The 21,423-nt window shown below is 59.7% G+C and carries 15 protein-coding genes and 2 pseudogenes; 7 read left to right on the forward strand and 10 right to left on the reverse strand.

The window, feature by feature from the left end; genetic code table 11:
• Positions 1–114 precede the first annotated feature (114 nt).
• The 6 genes from bioB (at position 115) to EOA38_RS00865 (ending at position 6,913) form a co-directional block, all read left to right on the forward strand.
• Positions 115–1,083, forward strand: a complete 969-nt coding sequence (gene bioB / locus EOA38_RS00840) for a biotin synthase BioB (protein ID WP_245454882.1) — start codon at positions 115–117, stop codon at positions 1,081–1,083.
• Complete coding sequence (locus EOA38_RS00845) at positions 1,080–2,219, forward strand: 8-amino-7-oxononanoate synthase (RefSeq protein WP_024505572.1); 1,140 nt, start codon at positions 1,080–1,082, stop codon at positions 2,217–2,219. The genes bioB and EOA38_RS00845 overlap by 4 nt, the downstream gene beginning before the upstream one ends.
• Positions 2,216–2,851: a dethiobiotin synthase gene (gene bioD / locus EOA38_RS00850; RefSeq protein WP_063169254.1), complete on the forward strand. Its 636-nt coding sequence runs from the start codon at positions 2,216–2,218 to the stop codon at positions 2,849–2,851. The genes EOA38_RS00845 and bioD overlap by 4 nt, the downstream gene beginning before the upstream one ends.
• On the forward strand, positions 2,851–4,116 hold the full coding sequence (locus EOA38_RS00855; RefSeq protein ID WP_126080683.1) for an adenosylmethionine--8-amino-7-oxononanoate transaminase: 1,266 nt from the start codon (positions 2,851–2,853) through the stop codon (positions 4,114–4,116). Before bioD ends, EOA38_RS00855 begins: the two co-directional genes overlap by 1 nt.
• Positions 4,113–5,096 carry a beta-ketoacyl-ACP synthase III gene (locus tag EOA38_RS00860; protein WP_126063924.1) on the forward strand — a complete coding sequence of 328 codons (984 nt, stop codon included), beginning with the start codon at positions 4,113–4,115 and terminating at the stop codon, positions 5,094–5,096. The genes EOA38_RS00855 and EOA38_RS00860 overlap by 4 nt, the downstream gene beginning before the upstream one ends.
• Positions 5,097–5,269: 173 nt before the next feature.
• Positions 5,270–6,913: an MFS transporter gene (locus EOA38_RS00865; RefSeq protein WP_126063923.1), complete on the forward strand. Its 1,644-nt coding sequence runs from the start codon at positions 5,270–5,272 to the stop codon at positions 6,911–6,913.
• 234 nt (positions 6,914–7,147) lie between these two features.
• Here the strand turns inward: EOA38_RS00865 and hemN are convergent.
• A pseudogene (gene hemN / locus EOA38_RS00870) lies at positions 7,148–8,474 on the reverse strand (oxygen-independent coproporphyrinogen III oxidase).
• Between the two features lie 470 nt (positions 8,475–8,944).
• The gene (locus tag EOA38_RS00875; protein WP_024505577.1) at positions 8,945–9,301 is read right to left on the reverse strand and encodes a hypothetical protein; all 357 of its coding nucleotides are present in this window, start codon (positions 9,299–9,301) and stop codon (positions 8,945–8,947) included.
• A 682-nt stretch (positions 9,302–9,983) separates the two neighbouring features.
• Here EOA38_RS00875 and EOA38_RS00880 point away from each other — a divergent pair.
• Complete coding sequence (locus tag EOA38_RS00880) at positions 9,984–11,123, forward strand: porin (RefSeq protein ID WP_126063922.1); 1,140 nt, start codon at positions 9,984–9,986, stop codon at positions 11,121–11,123.
• A 482-nt stretch (positions 11,124–11,605) separates the two neighbouring features.
• Here EOA38_RS00880 and EOA38_RS00885 read toward each other — a convergent pair whose 3' ends face one another.
• From EOA38_RS00885 to metK, 8 genes and pseudogenes are all read right to left on the reverse strand, one after another.
• Positions 11,606–13,477, reverse strand: coding sequence for an acyltransferase family protein (locus EOA38_RS00885; protein ID WP_126080682.1), 1,872 nt, complete (start codon positions 13,475–13,477; stop codon positions 11,606–11,608).
• Positions 13,478–13,560: 83 nt separating this feature from the next.
• Positions 13,561–14,121, reverse strand: coding sequence for a CpaD family pilus assembly lipoprotein (locus tag EOA38_RS00890; protein WP_063169261.1), 561 nt, complete (start codon positions 14,119–14,121; stop codon positions 13,561–13,563).
• 12 nt (positions 14,122–14,133) lie between these two features.
• Positions 14,134–15,555 carry a type II and III secretion system protein family protein gene (locus EOA38_RS00895; protein ID WP_050580548.1) on the reverse strand — a complete coding sequence of 474 codons (1,422 nt, stop codon included), beginning with the start codon at positions 15,553–15,555 and terminating at the stop codon, positions 14,134–14,136.
• A gap of 71 nt (positions 15,556–15,626) precedes the next feature.
• Entirely contained in the window at positions 15,627–16,313 is a 687-nt protein-coding gene (locus EOA38_RS00900; RefSeq protein ID WP_127298277.1) for a response regulator transcription factor, read from the reverse strand.
• A gap of 812 nt (positions 16,314–17,125) precedes the next feature.
• Positions 17,126–17,294: pseudogene (locus EOA38_RS40075) on the reverse strand (transposase); the annotation flags it as partial.
• A gap of 714 nt (positions 17,295–18,008) precedes the next feature.
• The gene (gene tdh, locus EOA38_RS00910) at positions 18,009–19,043 is read right to left on the reverse strand and encodes an L-threonine 3-dehydrogenase (RefSeq protein ID WP_126063920.1); all 1,035 of its coding nucleotides are present in this window, start codon (positions 19,041–19,043) and stop codon (positions 18,009–18,011) included.
• Positions 19,044–19,108: 65 nt separating this feature from the next.
• On the reverse strand, positions 19,109–20,122 hold the full coding sequence (locus tag EOA38_RS00915) for an adenosine kinase (RefSeq protein WP_126063919.1): 1,014 nt from the start codon (positions 20,120–20,122) through the stop codon (positions 19,109–19,111).
• A gap of 100 nt (positions 20,123–20,222) precedes the next feature.
• Positions 20,223–21,398, reverse strand: a complete 1,176-nt coding sequence (gene metK, locus EOA38_RS00920) for a methionine adenosyltransferase (protein ID WP_063169265.1) — start codon at positions 21,396–21,398, stop codon at positions 20,223–20,225.
• Between the last annotated feature and the right edge of the window lie 25 nt (positions 21,399–21,423).

Here is a 21,423-nt window from a genome sequence, read left to right on the forward strand (position 1 = left end):
CCGCAGCTCGCCTTTAGCGAGTGCGCCCCAAAGCCAAGAAGGCGTACCGGACTAGCAAACAAAGGTTTGACGATGACGATTGGAATGAACTCGGAGTTCGACGTGAACCAGACCATGCAATCGGTCGATGGAACGCCTCCGCGATGGAACCGCAAAGAGGCCGAGGCCATCTACGGCATGCCATTCAACGATCTGCTGTTCCTAGCTCAGACGATCCACCGCCAGAACTTCGATCGAAACCGAGTGCAGCTGTCGCGGCTCCTTAGCATCAAGACCGGCGGGTGCCCCGAAGATTGCGGCTATTGCAGCCAGTCTGCGCATTACGAAACCGGTGTGAAGGCGTCGAAGCTGGTGGACGTCAAGCATGTCATCGACGAAGCGGCCATGGCGCGTGATGGCGGCGCAACGCGCTATTGCATGGGCGCGGCGTGGCGAAGTCCCAAGGAGCGCGACATGGAGGTTGTGGTCGCCATGATTGAGGGCGTCAAGGCCCTCGGCATGGAGACCTGCATGACGCTCGGCATGCTCGATCTTGAGCAAGCTGCTCGCCTGAAGCAGGCCGGTCTCGACTACTATAACCACAACATCGATACCTCTGAGCGCTACTATGGCGAGGTTATTTCAACCAGGACTTTTGCCGACCGGCTGGAAACGCTTGGGCACGTGCGCGCGGTTGGGATGAAAGTCTGCTGCGGCGGCATTGTCGGGATGGGAGAAGAAAAGACCGATCGCATCGACATGCTGGTCACGCTCGCGAACCTGCCCGAGCCGCCGGAAAGCGTGCCGATCAACATGCTTATTCCCATCGAAGGCACGCCGCTTGCCGCGGCCGACGCCATCGATCCGATCGATTTCGTCCGCATCGTTGCGCTCGCGCGGGTGATGATGCCGAAATCCTATGTAAGGCTGTCCGCCGGCAGGACGGCGATGAGCGACGAAACGCAGGCGCTGTGCTTCTTTGCCGGGGCCAATTCGATCTTTGTCGGCGACACGCTGCTGACGGCGGGAAATCCCGGCGAGGACAAGGATACCCTTCTGTTCCGGCGCCTCGGCATTGAGCCTATGGAACTCGCCACGCAATGAAGGAGGCAATTCTTGCCCGCTATGACGCAACCTTGCGGGGACTGGGGCGCAAGGACCGGTTGCGGACGCTCGCACCGCGCGCCGGGCTCGACTTCTCGTCGAACGACTATATCGGACTTGCCGCCTCCAAAAGACTGGGCGATGCGGTTTCGACGGCGATTGCGCGGGGCACGCCAGTGGGCGCCACCGGATCGCGGCTGTTGCGCGGCAATGCACCGGAACATGAGCAACTGGAGGCGGACGCAGCGGCATTTTTCGGAGCCGAGCGTGCACTGTTCTTCGGCAGCGGCTATATCGCCAACTTCGCTCTGCTGACGGCCCTGCCGCAGAAAGGCGACCTGCTGGTCCTCGACGAGCTCGCTCATGCCAGCATGCATGAGGGTGCCCAGGCCGGGCGCGCTGAGTTCAAGCTGGCCGCGCACAACGACGTCGACGCTGTCGAGGACGCAATCACCCGCTGGCGCGCCGAAGGCGGCATGGGGCGGGTGTGGATCGCCTTCGAAAGCCTTTACAGCATGGATGGCGACCGTGCGCCGATGGAGAGCCTGGTCGCGCTGGCTGATCGGTACCAGGCATTCATCGTCGTCGATGAAGCGCATGCCACCGGCGTCTGGGGACCGGACGGCCGGGGACTGGCCGCCGCGTATGAAGGCCGCGACAACATCGTCACGCTCCACACATGCGGCAAGGCGCTTGGCGCATCCGGCGCGCTCGTTACCGGACCGCGAACACTGTGCGACTATCTTATCAACCGGTGCCGGCCATTCATCTATGCGACCGCACCATCGCCGCTGATGGCAGTCGCGGCACGTGAGGCGCTGACTATTCTGTCTGACGAGCCTATGCGTCGTGCTCAGTTGCACGAGCGTGTCGCTTTCGCGAGCCGGCAATTGGCCGAACGCTGCGGCGTGATGCCCAGCGGTTCGCAGATCCAGCCGCTTGTGATCGGCGATAACAGCCGCACCATGGCGGTGGCGGCAGGACTGCAGGCACGCGGCTTCGACATACGCGGCATTCGCCCGCCGACAGTGCCTGAGGGTACGTCGCGCCTGCGCATTTCGCTGACTCTCAACGTCGACGAAGCCGACATTTCCGCCATGGTCGAGGCTCTCGTCGGAGTGTTGGCCACAGCATGACCAAACGCATCGTCGTCACCGGAACAGACACTGGAATTGGCAAGACAGTGTTTTCGGCCGGACTTGCCGGGCTGCTCGACGGCTTCTACTGGAAGCCGGTGCAATCGGGCCTCAACGAGGAGACCGACAGCGAGGTCGTCGCCCGGCTTTCCGGCTTGCCCGACGGACGCGTGCTGCCCGAAGTCTATCGACTGACGATGCCGCTGTCGCCGCATCGATCAGCCGAAATCGACGGCGTCGCGATCGAGGCCGACGATCTTTCATTTCCGGTCCTGCCGACACCGCTCGTCATCGAAGGCGCCGGCGGGCTGATGGTGCCGCTCAATCGACAGACAAGGTTCATTGACATATTCGAACAATGGCGGCTGCCGGTCATACTGTGCGCCCGCACCGCGCTTGGCACCATCAATCATACGCTGTTGTCGATCGAGGCCCTGAGAGCCCGCTCCATCCCGCTCATCGGCATTGCCTTCATTGGCGAAGAGGTGGCCGATACACAAAGGACAATCGTGGAATTCGGCGGCGTGCCGCAGCTGGGCAGGCTGCCGCACCTCGGTCCGCTGACGGGTGAAACGTTGAGAGATGCAATGATTTCCGGCTTCGACCTGGCCATGATTGCCGGAGGCGACTGATGGCGGAGTCTCGAGTCTGGCATCCGTTCACGCAGCACGCGCTAGAGCCCTCGGTCCCTGAAATCGTGCTGACTGAAGGCGCCTATCTCCACAAGGCCGACGGCTTCCGCATCCTCGATGCGATTTCTTCCTGGTGGGTCGTCACCCATGGCCATCGCCACCCCCGCATCATGAAGGCCATCGAGACGACCGCGTCGAGCCTCGACCAGATCATCTTCGCGGGCTTCACCCACGAGCCGGCCGAACGGCTGGCCGAGGCGCTTATCGGCATCGCACCCGCCGGCCTCGACCGGGTGTTCTATTCCGACAGTGGCTCCACCTCAGTCGAAGTCGCGCTGAAGATGGCGCTCGGCTATTTCCGCAACATCGGCGCGCCGCGTTCGCGCATCGCCGTCATGGAGCACAGCTATCATGGCGACACGATCGGGGCGATGAGCGTCGGCGCCCGCGGCGTCTTCAACGCCGCCTATGATCCTTTGCTGTTCGAGGTCGACGCCATCCCCTTCCCGGCCGCCGGGCGCGAGCAGGAAACGCTGGATCGGTTCGAGGCCGTTAGCCGCGACCGGCGCGCAGCCGCGCTGATCGTCGAGCCGCTGGTGCTTGGCGCCGGCGGCATGCTGATGTATCCGGCCTGGGTTCTTGCCGAATTGAAGAGGATCGCCGAAGCCTCCGGCACGCTGCTGATCGCCGATGAAGTGATGACCGGCTGGGGGCGCACCGGAACCATGTTTGCCTGCGAACAGGCGTCCGTCTCGCCCGACATCTTGTGCACCTCGAAAGGTCTGACCGGTGGTACCATCCCGCTGGCCGCCACGATCGCCACCGATGCCATCTTCCACGCTCACTTTTCGGAGGATCGCAAGAAGACGTTTTTCCATTCGAGCTCCTACACCGCCAATCCGATCGCCTGCGCGGCAGCACTTGCCAATGTCGAGATCTGGCGTGACGAGCCGGTGGCCGAGCGGATCGCGGTCTTGAGCGCGAGGCAGGCCGCCGGGCTGCAACGCTTCCGGGTCAATCCATATTTCACCGACTGCCGGACAACCGGCACCATCGCGGCACTCGACCTACGCACCGGCTCAGCCGGTTATCTGGCCGAGATCGGGCCAAAACTGCGCGCTTTTTTCCTTGAGCGGGGGCTACTTGTGCGCCCGCTCGGCAATGTCCTCTATCTTCTACCGCCCTATTGCATCACCAGCGACGAATTGGGCGGGCTCTATGACGCGATAGAGGAGGCCGGCGAACGCTTCGGCTCGCGGCCATGAACCTATCGTCGCGCGTTCTCGGCTTCGGCCATCATGCGCCGGCGCGCAAGGTCGAGAACCCGGAAATCGAAGACCGGCTCGGGCTTGAGCCCGGCTGGATCGAGCGGCGCACCGGAATTCGCTCGCGCTTCTGGGCAACAGACGAAGACACGCTGTCGGGCCTTGCCGCCTCTGCCGGCGACATGGCGCTGACCAATGCCGGTATCGACCGCGGCGACGTCGGTCTACTCTTGCTCGCCACGTCGACGCCCGATCACCTTCTGCCGCCAAGCGCGCCGCTGGTCGCACATCGGCTGGGGCTAGGCCGCGCCGGAGCGATCGACCTGACCGGCGCCTGCGCCGGCTTCATCTATGCGCTGATGTTCGCCGACGGGTTCACCCGCCTGCACGGCAAAGCGAGCCTTGTCATCGCCGCCAACATCCTCAGCCACCGCATCAATTTGGCCGAGCGCGCCAGCGCCGTGCTGTTTGCCGATGCCGCCGGCGCCATGGTGATCAGTCCTTGCGATGACCCGGATCGAGGCATTCTCGGCGCTTCGGTGGATTCCGACGGCTCGCGCTACGGGCTAATCCAGATTCCCGCCGGGGGAAGCAACACTCCGTTCCATGCCGACCTCGACCTCGCGCAGACACGGATGACGATCACTGACGGCCGTGAAGTATTCAGCAAGGCCGTGGAGATGATGACCGCCTGCTCGAGAGATGCGCTCACTGCTGCCCGACTGAGGCCGCAAGACCTCGATCGTTTCGTGCCGCATCAGGCCAATGCGCGCATTTTCGACGCGGTCGGCAGGAACCTCGGCATCGCTGATCACTCGATCGTCAAGACGATCGCCGAATATGGCAACTCTTCCGCCGCGACGATCCCGCTCTCATTGTCGCTGGCCCATCGGGCGCAGCCGTTTCGGCCTGGCGAGAAAGTCCTCTTGGCGGCAGCGGGTGCGGGTCTCAGCGGCGGCGCGCTTGTGGTGGGAATTTAGCAAAGCAATGCTTGCGCACAGGACTGCTCATGAATGAGACTATGAGAATGGCTCAATACGTAAATAGTCGCCGGCAAGCTCCATAGAGCTGGGTTCCGTGCGGTGCTCCGCGATGTCTAAGTATCGACCCGCTTGCTCAAATCGCAGCGCTCATCGAAGGCCAGCAATACCTCATGCAGAGCGAAAATCCTCAACCGCCCGTTTCAAAGACGCTCGCCCCATTTCGAAACAAGGTGTTTCGCTCAATTTGGGCGGCCACCCAGATTTCCAGCCTCGGTTGGCTAGTGCAAACGGTCGCCATCAGTTGGCTTATGGCAACGATTTCAGCGTCCGACCTCATGGTGGCACTCGTCCAGGCCGCATCCACATTGCCGGTGTTCTTCCTCTCAGTTTTCGCCGGAGCCATTGCCGACAACTTCAGCCGCCGGTGGGTGATGTTTGCGGGACACTGCCTGATAGCATCGGCGTCGACGACGCTGATGATTTCTGTGGGTCTGGGATTTGTCAGTCCTTGGCTGATTCTCGGGTTAGGTTTCCTGGCCGGCTGCGGCTTTGCCTTGAATGATCCGGCTTGGCACGCTTCGGTCGGCGATATCCTTCACAAACGCGACATTCCGGCCGCAGTGACGCTTATGTCCGTCGGATACAACATTGTGCGCAGCGTTGGTCCGGCCTTGGGGGGCGTGATCCTGGCCGTCTTTGGGCCGCTGGCCGCTTTCGCCTTGGCTGCGGTGAGTGATCTGGCGCCCATAAGCGCGATATGGCGCACCAAATGGGAGGTCCGCTCTTCGCCTCTCCCTCGTGAGAGAATGACGACGGCAATTCATGACGGAGTGCGCTTTACTGCGATGTCTTTGGAGATCAGGGCAGCGACCGCCCGAGCCGCTCTTTTCGGATTGGCAAGCATCTCCATTCTGGCGTTGCTCCCCCTCGTCGTCCGGGATCAGTTGAAGAGTGGGCCAATTGTCTACGGTATCTTATTGGCCGGCTTCGGCATGGGTGCTTTCATCGCGGGCATGGGCAACGGCTTCTTGAGGAAGGTCACGTCTCAAAACAGGCTGGTGGCCTTCGCCTCTGTGGCTTGTGCAGTCTGTTGCCTCTCCCTTGCCCTTACATCGTCGATTCCTGTGGCGGCCATTTCGCTGGCGCTCGGCGGAGCGGGTTGGCTTATCACCTGGACGGGCATTGACGTGTCGGTGCAGTTGGCAAGCCCAAGGTGGGTTGTAGGCCGCACGCTCTCCATTTACTACGCCTTGAGCGCAGGCGGTATGGCTGCTGGCAGCTGGATCTGGGGTTCTGTCGCGCAAAACTATTCCTTGACCTTAGCATTGGAGGGCGCCGCAGGCGCTCTGTTGCTGGTTGCAGCAGCGGGGATCGTGTTGCCGGTCCGTCCCTGGGAAGAAACCGATCAAGAAAGTTCAGTTTTTCATCCGCCGGACGTGGCTCTCGATCTGAAACCCAGAAGTGGCCCTATCGTGGCCAAGGTCGAGTATTTGATATCGGAGGAAAATATCGAGGCCTTTCTGGGCTCCATGCGCACGCGGCGACACGTCCAGAGCCGTGCCGGTGCACGAAACTGGACGCTCCAGCGAAATCTGCAAACACCGTCACTTTGGACGGAGACATTCCGCACCCCCACCTGGATGGACTTTCTCCGCCTAAATCATCGACTCACCGCAGCAGATAAGGAAGTCGCCCAGCATCTCCTGTCACTGCATGAAGGAGAGGTGCCTCCGCAGACAGTGCTTTCGATTGAACGGACGACCGAGGCAATTCGTACCCGTACCTCGACAATCTTTTCTCGTCCTCCAAGATGACGCCATCAAGCTGCTGTCCAGGGACAGGGTGGATCACCGGTGCTTTGCAGAGCACAGCCTCACACCGAGAGCAGCGTGCTCCGGGTTGTGCGCTTTCGCGCGCACCCAGGCGAGATGATGGTGAACGCGGCGTCAAGTGGAAGTCCCCTGCATACGCTTGCGGAGTCTTCTGCGAGAGCCCATGCCGACGAGCGCCAAACAAGGTTTGATGCCTTTCGGCGTCGTGGCCTCAACTCATCGATTCGCGAGAAAAGCATCGAATGCAGCAGCAACGGCGCGAACAACAAAGCGGTGCTCCGGCCGCACGCGGATGAAGCCGTTTTCGACGTCCAGGATCCCCTCCTCAGCCAGCGTCACCAAACTCTCAACTGAATCGAGAAAACGAGCTGGTTCGATTTCGTGGGCGGCACAGATGGTCGGCACGTCGGCCTCCAAATCGCACATCAGTCGCTCGATGATCGCTGCGCGCACCCGGTCATCGTCGGTCAGACGGTGACCCTTTGATGTCGCCAGACGTCCACTTGCGATGTGCCGGGCGTAAGAATCCCGTGTTACTTCGTTCTGAACATACCCCTCGCGGACTCGGCCAATAGCCGACGCGCCTAAGCCGATCACGTTTTGCAAGTATCGGCCGAGTATCCCAGCGAATTACGCCGTAGGCGCGCCCGGTCTTCTGCGCTAGCGCGAGTTCGTCGTCCGGCGGAGCGAAATGATCGAGCCCGATCTCCCGGTAGCCAGCGCCAACCAGTGTCTCGGCGACAGCTGCAGCCTGTTCGGCGCGAAGATCGCCGTCCGGTAGACCTGCCTGCTCGATAGGCGCTGGTTCTTTATCACGGAAGGAATATGCGCGTATCCGAACACCGCAAGCCGGTTGGGGCGCATGGCGACCGCAGCCATCGCGGTCTGGATGCAGGACTGCACAGTCTGTTTCGGTAGACCGAAGATGAGGTCGAAGTTGATATGGCCAACGCCATGCCGGCGGAGATTTTGGACTGCAGCGGCCGTCTGCACCTTACTCTGGATCCGATTGATCGCCTTTGCACATCGGGATCAAAGCTCTGCACGCCGATGCTCGCGCGGTTGACACCGTTAGCTGCCAAGGCTTCGGCCATTTCCGGTGTGAACGTTCGGGGATCGATCTCCACGGTGATCGCAGCAGTTTTGCTGAAAGCGAAGTGGCGGCGTAGAAATTCCATCAGCGCCAAGTGCTCGGCTGGCCCGATAAGGTGAGGCGTTCCGCGCCGAAATGCACATCGCTCACCGGCAGCCCTTGCCGCACTTGCTCCGACACCAAACTGATCTCCTGACGCAGCACCGCTAAATAATTAAGGATCGGGCCGTTGCGACGGATGACCGCGGTAGGGAAGCCGCAATACCAGCACATGGATCGGCAAAACGGAATGTGGAAATAGAGCGACACCGATTCGTCGGCCGGGAGGCCCCCCAGCCATTCCTCATAATCGTCAGCACCAACTGCCGCAGAGAAGTCTGGCACAGTCGGATAGATGGTATACCAAGGCGGCCGGGGGTCCCGGTACTTTGTCAGGATTGAGGTGTGCAAGGAGCTGTCATCCCACGTCGCTGATCCATCATTCTTTCGTTGCGCGCTCGTCCTGGTCTCTGACCTAAGTCAGTGCGTCCCGCTTATGTCGCAGTCTCGTTTGGACAGGATGGGGTCAACCACGCCGGGGAGCGCGCGTGCCATGGTTGCGCCTGAGGTGATGGTGCGGTGCCGCATTCAACGTCTGAGTAGTACGTGACGCCAGTGCAGTGTGCTTGAGGCGTCTGCGGAAGAACTTTGCAATGCGAAATTCATGTCCGACGCAACGGACCTGTCAAGCCTCGTTCAGACGCCATCCAGGTCCAGCCAGCGGCCTTCCCTGCCGGCCGAAAAACCATACCGGCTTTAGCCACCGAGACGCTCTAAAGCTGACGTCGGCTCATTTGATGAAAGGAGGACGCCGCTAGGGGGTGCACAAGGTTCCCCGGCTTGACGTCGCTTCGAGCGAAGAGCGGCGGTGTGGCTTGTCGTCAAGCGCCGGGCAGCGTGCCCCCTACCGATATCCCGAAAAGATCGACCAAGATGGCCATGCCGACGCCACACGCGGTCTGGATGAGGCCGACCATGAAAATGCGATTGGCGCGTTCGTAGATGGGGCGCCGCAAGGAACTCATGTCGAGCAGCATGGACAGCGCTCTCATCTGCAGTGCGATGCCGAGCAGGATCGGCACTACGGCGAACAGATCGTAGAGTTGCCATGGCAAGGGGTTCGCGGCCCAATGAGTGAGGAAGCCGAGCGAAAAGGCAAGCAGGATACCCACGGCAGTGATTGTGCCGTTGCGGAAAATGGTCTCGATCGGTTCTTCCTTCGGATCGTGCTCGTCCAAGCGGCTTCCTTTCGTTGCTCTTTCCGTCGAGACTAAGTTCTCGAGAATGCTGTTCATCGCCAATTACTCGAGGCGAGCCGTAGGCAGCCGTTTCAGGGTGCGCTCCCTCTCGCTTCCGGCCGCGCAATGTACCTGCACGGCGAACTTACAGCGGCGAAAAGGTGCTGCGGCCACCATGCGACGCCTCGGACGCGCACGCCCTCTGTTCCTGGCGCAGCCCTTGCGGAGCGTACGCGCAGTGATCCTTCTCGGTAGCGCATGGCGCGGCCTCCGTTGCGGTCAGACGGGAAGCCGTCGCTGTTAAACGAGACTGTCACATATCGAACATGGCGAACCGTGTCGCACATTGCTTTTCGCAGTGACCCTCAAAAAAAGTGATTCCAGCGAGACGAAGGCGCGTCGGCCCGATTTTGGTGTCGGCCGCATTTACGCTTCAGGTTGGCATGTCGCTTGCTGCTCTATTTCGGAGAGCTGCAGCGGTCCGACCGGAGTGTTTCACATGTAAACGATAATGAATCTCCTAACAGAAAACACTATTATAAGTACATGTGGCTTTTACGCTGGCTCACCTCTCGTGTCAAGCGCTTTGGCGTCCACATATTGGAGACAACACGCACAAAATTTAGAGGAAAAGCTTGCTCTTTCGCCTCTATCCTTTTTATTCCTTCATGGAGATCTAGACATGTACATCAAGAGTCCTCTTCTCGGCTTAACTGCTCTGATGACCGTTTCCGTCGGTCGAGCAGCTGGCGCCGAGCGGGAACCGGCCGAGTACATCAAGATCTGCGACGTCCTCGGCTCGGGATATTCCTATATTCCCAACACCGAGACCTGCCTGCGCATCGGCGGCTATGTCCGTTACGATATCGGCCTGGGTGACGTCCGATCGTATGACAGCGCAAGAACCTCGGACGTGAGAACTGGCGAGGACCAAGGCACTTGGCGAAACAGCACACGCTTCACGTTCAAAACTTGGACCGGCCAGCAGACCGAGCTCGGCGCGTTGACGACCTATACCGAAACCCACGTGAATTTTGGCAACAGCGCTAACTCGCATGACAGTCCTCAGAACTATGATTTCAACAGCGGCCTCGCACTGGCTTCTGCCTGGGTCGAGCTGGGAGGCCTGCGAGTTGGCAAGGAGGGGTCGGCCTTCGATACGTTTGTAAGCTACGCTGGCGACGTTCTCGATAGTATGCTCGTTCCGTCGGCCGGCTTCGACACCAACGTGGCTCAGTACCACTTCGACGCCGGCAACGGCATTTCGACTGTGATTTCGCTCGAACAAGGATCGGGCTCAGCCGGTACTATCGACAGCTATATTCCGCACGTTGTCGCCGGCTTGAAATACACGCAAGGCTGGGGCTCGATCACCGGCGTCGCGGCTTATGACAGCAATTACGAAGCTTTTGCCGGCAAGATCCGCGTCGACGTCGCTGTCACAAACCAGCTGTCGCTGTTTGGACTCTTCGGCTACGGTTCCAATGCCAGTCTCAACGAGGACTCAAACGGCGCAATTGCCAATCATGGGCGCGGCTCGTACAAAATCTGGAACGGCCAGTGGGCTTTCTGGGCGGGCGCCACCTACGAGTTTGACGAGAAAACTTCGTTCAACCTTCAGGTCTCGGGTGATCAGCTCAAGGATGCTGGTGTGGCTGCAAACGTCGCCTACATGGTCGTTCCCGGCTTCACGGTCACAGCCGAGGTCGATTACGACCACTACGGCAACTCTGGCCTCGGCCCTGCCGAGCCTACCGCCGTCAAGGGCACGAGCAAGCCGAACAGCGTCGGCGGCATTCTCCGCTTACAAGGCTCATTTTGAAATCTCTCCAGTCGCGAGCATGGCAAAGGCACTTGCCTCGACAACGCACGCATGGAGAGCTTCGTTCGCCATCTTGAAGTCTGCATCGACCGTCCACGGCCCATCGTACCAACTAGAAACTGAAAGTTATGAGCCCTGTGTACTACACCTAGCCCTTGACCTGCCCGATGAACCGGCCAGGGGCCGTCAGTTCAAATTCGGGGCCGCTTAGAGGGCAGTGTGAGGCCGTGTTAGGTAAGCGCCACTGCAATGTCGAGGCCGCGACACGCCTGTCGCTTTGGACGGCTGGAATTGCCCTTCGCGGCGCCATTCATTCTCTCAACATTTACGTGATAATGCACGCTGAGTCCGAGCCGCGTGGCAGCACCCATCCTAGGTCACTATCGGGGGGCCTTAAACCTGAACAGCTCCATCGTCGCGGCTGCTGCGGAAGCAGGAGCTATCACTGGGACCCGTACTGGTGCTTGTCAGCCGCTGAGCCGCTACTTCGTCTTAGGAAGAGCATTGTCCTTGCCAAAAGCCGGCCAGTATTTCGAGATTGCCAGTGTGGCGCCGGCTGAAGAGAAATGACCATAGTCGAAATATAAAAACTCTCCTCTATCGGAATAGGCGCAGCGTCCTGCGCTGCACAGGAATTTCAGCGGATCGATGAATGTGGCGCCTTTGGTAAATGAGCGCACACGTTCGTTGATGTCGGGGTCCATCGCGATCGGCCAGGACGTATCGTCCAGATTTTGGCGCTTGGCGAAGAACGCAATTTTCCGGACGTCAGTTGGGAACTGCGGAGACTGGCCGATGACAAACACGCGCACGCCCAGGGCACGAAGCGTAGCGATTGTTTGCTGAAGACCGTCGAAACCTCTGACCTCATAGTCACTCCATCTACCGCTGAGGATAACCGTCTTGATGTCCGCTTCCAAGATGACGTCCAAGGCCTTGCGATTGAACCGGACACAATCAAGACGATCGTAAGGGTAGTAATAGAGTATCGGCGCGCAGCTGGCGTACGTATATTCAACGATGTTCGCCTGCAATCGATTTATGTTAGCACCCAAGCCGGAAACATAGTGCGCGGCGAAGGAGTCGCCCCACAAAAAAACCGTTGTTGGAAAACCGCTGGTGCGCGTGCAATCCTCCATATTCCAGCTTTCGATCCGGCTGGTGCCCTCGTTGAAACAGATGCCATTCCTCCAGTCCCCGACGGAAATGCGCCGCTGGACATAGTCCGGAAACCGTTGCGGAAAGCCATTGCCGAGCGCCCCCGCCGCTCCGCCGGCACAAAGGACAACGATCGCGAGCGCTGAAAAGGCGAAGATAGGCCCCGGGGAGGTGAAGGCCCTCTTCTGTCGAAACGGCTGCTCTACAAACTTCCAGGAGAATGCAGCCAATGCGAGGCTTGCCACCAACATCGCACCGGTCATCAACGGATCGAGTTTTTGGAACGAAAGATAGTGCGCGAACGCATTGAGAGGCCAGTGAACAAGATACAACGAATACGAGATGAGCCCAATCCAGACCAGCGGCCGGACTTCGAGCATGCGGGTGGCGACCGTCGAGGGGGTATTTTGGCCAACATAGATCAGAAGGGCCGTTCCGATGCATGGATACAAGGCGTTGTAGCCTGGGAACGGATCACTCGCCGAAATCGCGAAGAACCCGATGGCGAGAAGGCCAAATCCGGCCACCCCCACCGACTCCATCAGGAATCGGTTGCCCAGCGGCGAGGGGCATTTGAGCATGAGCAGGGCGCCCAACATGAGTTCCCAGATTCGGGTCGGCAGCAGATAGAATCCGGCGGTGGGTGCCAGCGATGTCGCCATCACCGCCACTACGAAGCTGCAGAGAATTATCGGAAGAAGTGTCGTCAGCCAGCGCTTCCCGATGTAGCGATAGATTAGGAACATCAGGATTGGTGCGAAGATGTAGTACTGCTCCGCTACGGAAAGCGGCCAAGTGTGCAACAGTGGTAGAAGCGCGGCATCGATAGAGAAGTAACTTGACGTTTTCCAGAAGAAAACGTTCGACCAGAAGGTCGAGGTAGCTATGATGCTAAGACTGAATCCGCGCAGATCCGGTGGCAGAAGAATGAACAATGCTGCAATGCAGGTGAGAAGCATCACAAAGACGAGCGCCGGCAGAATGCGCCGGGCACGGCGCCAGTAGAAGTTGACGATGGAAAATTGGCCGCGTTCAAGGTCATCCAGGAGGCTTCCGCTGGTTAGGTAGCCGGAGATGACGAAGAAGATATCGACCCCGCTAAAGCCACCCGGGATCGCCGAAATTCCGAAATGAAAGAGTACGACCGGAAGTACAGCAACGGCCCTAAGGCCCTCGATATAGCGCCTATATTGCATCCAGCGGTTCCTTTTATTTTAGATCAGGACGCGATTGGAAGCTTTCAATCTCCGGTAGGAGTGCTGCCGAGATAAGGGCGGTATCAGCCACCTTTATCCGTCCCGAATGTTCTGTAAGTTGCAACTGGTACAGAAGCACGATCGCCATCGCCGGCCTTGACGGCCTGATTGTCGAGCAGATCGCGCGGATCGTTGACCATCACGGCCAGGTTATGTCCTGTCGAACAACCAAGCGGCTGTTTGAAGGATTCTTCATTGGGTAAGGCACCATATGAGGGACAGACCGGCGGACGGGCGTGATAGACAATCGCCTCAATTCGCACTGAGCCGGCGTCGTGTTGATCGCGCAATTGAATGTTGTCTTCTTCGATTGCCAACTGCCTGGCCTGATGGGCTACCCCTGCGCTGAGCTGGGGCGAACCGCTGATGAGGAGGTGGATGGCATCGAACCGGCCGCGACTGGCCTTGTCTAGGAAAACACGCAAACGCTGCCGTTCGGAAGCGCGCAGGCTTTGCAACGTCAGGACGGTGGTCTCCTCTCGGACAAGCATTGGTGCCGATGGTTCGACATCAACTGGCGTAGTGCTTGTGCAGCCACTTACGCTTGGTGCCAGAGCGACAAAGAGGATTATAAAACGCAACATCTTTGGATGACACTATTCGATGATGAAGCCGAGACCGCCCTGGGCGCTTGGCGCGCCCGCACGGATAGCAGCGCGGTCTCGCGGGGGACTTGTCACGGAATTCGTCGGAGCGCCCCCTCCGTTCAAAGCCGGTGCCGCCCGCTCGGTCGGTGCGCTCATCTGGTTTGGGTTGGAGCCTGGTCTTACAATGTAAGGCGTAACTAGAATGACCAGTTCTGACTCCTCTTTTTGAAACGAGGTCGAGCGAAAAAGCGGTCCCAGGATCGGCAGTTCTCCGAGCCAGGGAAAGGCCCTGACATCATTGTTGACGTTCCGCCTGATTAGACCGCCGATTGCGAAGCTCTGGCCGCTGGCGAGTTCGACGACCGTATCGGCTCGGCGCGTGGAAACTGCCGGCACGGAAATTCCGTTGATTTGCACGGCACCTTGCGTCGACAGTTCACTGACTTCGGGCGTTACGTGAATGTTGATTTGATTGTTGCTGAGAACTGTCGGCACAAATTCCAGACTGACGCCGAAGTGACGGAATTCAACCGATACCTGCCTGTTTTCCTGCAGGACAGGAATGGGAAATTCGCCGCCCGCGAGAAAGCTGGCCTTTTCACCCGACATAGCGGTGAGGTTCGGCTCAGCCAGGACGGAAGCTATATGCTCCTTGGCGAGCGCGTCGAGAACCGCGCTGACGTTGACGGCACCGTTGTCGAATCCGATTTCTGCTGTACCGCCACCCTGGGTTGAACCAGACCCAGCGCTTGCAGCGCTTCCGCTTAGAACGCCCACTTTGAAATTGCCGATTTGACCGAAGGCGGACAAGTTGACGCCGAGTGACTTCATGGCGCTGCGTGAGACTTCGGCTACGCGCACGCTGAGGTTAACTTGCAGGGATCCAGCGACCTTGATGTTGTTGACGACTTGCGCTCCGTCGCCCAGATATTGCTCAGTGACTCTTTTTGCGGTGTCGGCGACCTCTGCGTCGGGCGCCGTCCCGCTAAGGATTGCGCCGCGCGGCGTATAGTTGACGCGGATGGGATAGTCGCCGACCTGCTCCCGCAACATGGCGCGTAAATCCCCGATCGGTTGCGTGACAACGATACGCAATTCGGCGAGAGGCTCGCCATTGCCATCCAAGGCGAATAGGCTGGTCCGCCCCGATTTCTTGCCAAAGACGAAGATTGTTTTGCTCGATGGCGCCTGAAAATCCGCGATCGTGGGGTCAGCAACAAAGATGGTCGTGGCTGGCGCGGGCAGATGAACGGTCTCCCCGAGCGAAGAGGAAAGGGTCAGCGTGGCGTTGATGCTATTCGAAGCCGCATGCGGCGGGCCTTTGTCCTGCTTGTTTTGCGCCGCGACACCAAGTGGGAAAGTCACAATAAGCGCGCAGAGGAGATGGCCCAGGTAACGGGGAACTGCAGGTCTTGTAACCTTGTTGGCGATCGCCCGCCAATTGAGCGCATGGCAAGGATGTTGAAGGATCAGCAAAATAGATCTTCTTTCGATTCGACAAACTATGCGGACGAGGCGTCAGTCAATTCTAGGATGTAACCAATGCCTCGGATGGTCTTGATCCGTGGCGTTGCACCTGATCTGGTCAGATGTCCCCGTAAACGATAAATTCCGACTTCAAGCGCGTTGGCAGACACGTCGTCGTTGAATGAATAGAGGTGATCTTCCAATTGCGCACGGAGCACGATGCGGCCTGCCCGGTTAAGCAGGTGCTCTAGAATACAGAGTTCGCGACGTGCGATCATCATTGGGTGCCCATCAACGAAAACCTGGCGGGCGACCGGATCAAAGTCGAGATTGCCAAATACGAGCCTCAGGTCGGTCATCTGTGTCGCCCGGCGCAGAATGGCTCTCATTCTGGCAATAAGCTCATCGGTAGAGATGGGTTTGAGCAGAAAGTCGTCCGCACCACCGTTGAAGATCGCAATTCGCTTATCGAGATCGTTAAGGCTGCTCATAATGACGGCAGGAACTGAATGCCCGTGGGTCCTCAACTGCCTCAGCCAACCCAAGCCATCGCCATCTGGCAGAGCCAATTCCAGCAGGAGAATTTCATAGCTGGCGCAAGAAAATGCACTCGAAGCCAGTTCCAGAGTACCAACGACATCAACGACGAAGCCGCCATCCCCGAGCGCAAGTCGCATGGCGCGCGCAAGATCCGCATGATGATCCACGAGCAGCGTTCGCATTTCATCTCCTCTCGAAGAGGGACGGCCCATCGAACGCGTCACCGGCGGCCATCTGATCGGAGCACACGGCGCGCAACTCGTCGCAGCTCTCGGAACTGGTCCGAGTCGGAGGGACATGCAAGTCGCTCGGTGGCAATAGGCGCGGGTGAGGACCAACTGACGGGCTCAAATACGCCGGTCGGCGAACCCACGAGGCCAGCAACCCGCGTGCGATTTCTCGTTGCATCATCTCTCCTACGTGCAGCCCCTGCGCTCGCAAGGCAGCGTCGCGGCTCAGAGCCCGATTCCCACAGAGGGTAGGGTTAGCTTTCGAGAAACTGATTGAACAAATCGATTATTTGGATCGAATGCATCCACGGTATGGATGCAGCGCACCATCTTCAACGACTGCGGCGTCCTGATGCACTGTTGTGTCTGTCGTGCTCTGCTTTTTTCGCTGTCCTTCAAGGCTGGCGAGCCTGGTGGAACCTGCGCGTCATTGGCTTGGTAGCTTGAATGCTCAACAACGGAGCGCCCTGCGCAAAGCCGCTCTCATTTCCAAAAAGCCTTGCAATCTGGTTGGAGCACTTCGCGCTCGACACCAAAATAGGCGAGGAAAACTGACGTCTGACAGGGATGTACATGCAACAGCCGATTTGCGGCACCAGCAAACGACCGCGTTCAGGCTGAAGATCGACGACCAACGGCTCCTCGATTTCCGCACCGACCGCTTTTACAAGCTCTTCCTGTGCGGGCGGATGCCGGCAAACAGCAGCACAGGGTCAGCGAAACCGGGAGCGGGCCTGCTTGATCGCCATGATCACATTGCCGCTGTCGCGCGTGCGGAGCGGAATGCAATCGGTCCAGCCGGCGGCAATCCGGTCAGCACCATCGTCTGCACGAAGCTCCCTGACGAAGACGTGCCCGAATGCGCTCAACAAAGCCGGGCGGCGGATCTTTCCAATCGCCGAAGGTGCGGGCTGGCACCGAGCGGCGAACTGCGAACTCATTCCTGCCCGGCGGCGCTGGCCGCCGCGAGCGTCGATGCGGACCCAGCCGCTCCGAATCCTCCCACAACACGATGAGCGCGTCGCGGACATCGCTGCCGTAACAGCGGCTGCGGCTCTTGCCCGCAGACGGCCTCTGCTCACGACGGTTCATAAGACGGATCGCGCGCTTGCGAATAATAGCCGGTTACCGCCTCGAACTCATCCAGAATGCGCCGCTTGTCAACGCCGCAATAAAGCTCCACGATCGCCGCTTCACCGTGTCGCCATGCTGAGCCGCGCCATCCTTCCCCCGAACCGGAATGGCACGACCTGTCCATCCCCTTTGGAACAGGACACTATTGGTAACATTTTGCTTGAGGCAATGCGGCTCGTTGCCTTCCTTTTCGCTGACCGGAAGGGTACCGGAAGTCGTCTATCGCATTTTACCCGCTGAAAGCGGCAACACCTCGACCTCAATCGCAGATCATAGGAAATAGACGATCGCGTCGGGGCCTCAGCATCGGTTCACCGGGTTTCCGTCATCGACTGAAGCGAATTGCCCCATCGACCGTCACCGGGTGGGCCGCGATACGTCGCCGTGTATGATTAGCGAGCGCACGTAGCGGAGCCATAGCTCTCCACCCAGCCATGTTCCCCTAGTTGGAAAATGTCCGGCGGACCAGAGGTGCTGTCGTCAGCTTTTCCTGAATAGCGGCCAAGGCAATCCCTACCAGTCCATCACCACCTTGCCGGAACTGCCGCTCTTCATCGCATCGAAACCGATCTGAAAATCGTCGATGCCGATGCGGTGGGTGATCAGGCCGGAGACATCCAGCGGACCCTGCACAAGCGCGATCATCTTGTACCAGGTTTCGAACATCTCGCGGCCGTAGATGCCTTTGAGATGCAGCATCTTGAAGATGACCTTGTTCCAGTCGATCTCGAAGCCGGTCGGCGCGATGCCCAGAATGGCGATCTTGCCGCCATTGTTCATGGTGTCGATCATGTCGCGGAAAGCGGGGGCGGCGCCTGACATTTCGAGCCCGACGTCGAACCCCTCGGTCATGCCGAGCACCGGCATGACGTCGCGCAGCTTCTCCTTCGAGGCGTCGACGACATGCTGGACGCCGAGTTTCTTGGCTAGCGCCAGCCGCACCGGGTTGATGTCAGTGATGACCACTTTGCGCGCGCCGACGCATTGGGCGACGAGCGCGCCCATGATGCCGATCGGCCCGGCGCCAGTCACCAGCACGTCCTCGCCGACCAGATCGAAGGACAATGCGGTGTGGACGGCATTGCCCAAGGGATCGAAGATCGCGGCAATCTCATCGGGCACATCGTCGGGGATCGGCACGACATTGTGCTGCGGGATCGCCAGATACTCGCCGAAGGCGCCTGGACGGTTGACGCCGACGCCGAGTGTGTTGCGGCACAGATGCCCTCGCCCGGCGCGACAGTTGCGGCAATGGCCGCAGACGATGTGGCCTTCGCCCAATACACGCTGGCCGACCTTGTATTCGGTGACCGCTGCGCCGAAATCGGCAACGGTGCCGACGAATTCATGGCCCGTCACCATCGGCACCGGCACCGTCTTCTGCGCCCACTGGTCCCAATTGTAGATGTGCACGTCGGTGCCGCAGATCGCCGTCTTCTTGATCTTGATCAGCACGTCGTTGGGGCCGATTTCCGGCACCGGCACCTCTTCCATCCAGATGCCCGGTTCGGCCTTGGCCTTCACAAGCGCCTTCATCATGTTCGACATCAGGATTTCCCTATTCCGTGATTGCGCTTCTGGCGAGATAGCCTGCACAACGGGAAGGTAGGCCACTAACTCGTTTGAACGTCCGGAATGGTCAGCCCCGCCTGCTCGGCCTCGCGGCGCAAATTCTGACGGGGCCTGGGGCCGATCTGCTGGATCACCAATCCGGCTGCCAGTGAGCCAAGGTCGCCGCAAGTCTGCAGGTCGCGGCCTTGCGTGTAGCCATGCAGGAAGCCGGCGGCATAGAGATCGCCGGCGCCCGTCGTGTCGACCAGTTCCTTGATGGCGGTCGCCTTGATCACCACGGTCTCGTCGCCGCGCACGATCACCGAGCCTTTTTCCGAGCGGGTGACGGCGGCGATCCGGCAATCCTTGCGGATCTGGGCCAGCGCCTCGTCGAACGACGATGTCTGGTAGAGCGACTTGATCTCGTGGCTGTTGGCAAAGACGATGTCGACCGTGCCCGAGCGCATCAGGTCGAGGAATTCGTCGCGGTAGCGGTCGACGCAGAACGAATCCGATAGCGTCATCGACACTTCTCGGCCTGCCGCGTGCGCCAGCTTCGCCGTCTGGCGGATTGCCTCCTTGGCGCGCGGCGGGTCCCACAGATAGCCTTCGAAATAGGTGACCTTGGCGCCGGACGCCTTGTCGGCTTCGACATCCTCAGGGCCAAGCTCGACGCAGGCGCCGAGATAGGTGTTCATCGAGCGCTCGCCGTCGGGCGTGACGAAGATCATCGAGCGCGCCGTCGGCGGCTCACCCTTGAGCGGCGTGGTGCCGAAGGCGACGCCCTGCGCATGGATGTCGTGGGCGTAGATTTCGCCCAGCGCATCGTTGGAGACCTTGCCGAAGAAGGCCGCGCGGCCGCCAAAGCTGGCGACGCCGGCCGCCGTGTTGCCGGCGCTGCCGCCGGACGCTTCGATCGCCGGACCCATGCGGCTGTAGAGCAGTTCGGCGCGTTGTGTGTCGATGAGGTTCATCGCGCCCTTGATGATGCCGTTGGTCTCGAGGAATTCCTCGTCGCACTGGGCGATGATGTCGACAATGGCATTGCCGATGCAAAGCACGTCATAATCCGGCATCAAAATCTCCGCCAAAACCCGAGCCGGCTTCTTGCCACGCCGGCCGGGCGTGGTCTCGCGAGTTGAAATGGGTTGCCGCATGCGCTTGATCCAGCCGCCCTCACGCAGCTGCCGGTCCGGCTTCACGCAGCAAATCGTCAGCTTTGTCCGTCTTCTCCCAAGTGAACTCAGGCTCTTCACGCCCGAAGTGTCCGTATGTCGCCGTCTTGCGGTATATCGGCCGTAAGAGATCAAGCATCTTGATGATGCCTTTCGGTCGGAGATTGAAAACCTCGAGAACAAGGCGCTCGATCCTTTTTTCCTCGATCCTTGCGGTTCCGAAGGTATTGACCATGACAGAAACCGGACTGGCCACGCCGATCGCGTAGGCAAGCTGAACCTCGCAGACCTCTGCAAGGCCGCTGGCAACGATGTTCTTCGCGACATACCGGGCGGCATAGGCCGCCGAGCGGTCAACCTTGGATGGGTCCTTGCCCGAAAAGGCACCGCCGCCGTGACGCCCGGTCCCACCGTAGGAATCGACGATGATCTTCCGTCCTGTGAGGCCGCAGTCGCCGGCAGGCCCACCGACCACGAACCGCCCTGTTGGGTTGACCAGAAATCTGATCCCCGAAGTATCCAGGTGGGCCGGCAGGACCGGTTTTATGATCTCCTCAATGACGCCTTCGCGGACCGTGGCTTGTGAGACCGCTTCGTCATGCTGCGTTGACAGGACTATGGTATCCAGCGCCACCGGGCGGAGCCCTTCGTAGCGTACCGACACTTGAGATTTCACGTCCGGACGCAGCCAGCCAAGCTGTCCCGCTTTCCGGACCTCGGCCTGTCTTTTCGTCAAATGGTGAGCGAGTTGGATCGGCAGGGGCATCAATGTATCCGTCTCGTTGCATGCGAATCCAAACATGATGCCCTGATCCCCTGCCCCTTGCCCGAGATCCTGCCCTCGTCCTTCATCAACGCCCTGGCTTATGTCGGGCGACTGCTCGGTGAGGGCCAGAACGACGGCGCAACGTCGACCATCAAAGCCAATCGCATCATCGTCGTAGCCAATATCGAGTATCGTATCGCGGGCGACTTGGCTGTAATCGATGTGGGCATGGCTGGTGATCTCGCCAGCCACAACGACCATCCCCGTCTTCACCAACACTTCACAGGCGACGCGCGCCTTCGGATCGGTGCGCAGGACCGCATCGAGAATGGCATCGGAGATGTTGTCTGCCATCTTGTCGGGGTGTCCCGCGCCGACGGATTCGGAAGAGAACACGAACTGCCTGGTCATAAAAATGCCCTCGCTTCAAGTGCTG

The organism is Mesorhizobium sp. M1E.F.Ca.ET.041.01.1.1, from assembly GCF_003997355.1.
Lineage (GTDB): Bacteria > Pseudomonadota > Alphaproteobacteria > Rhizobiales > Rhizobiaceae > Mesorhizobium.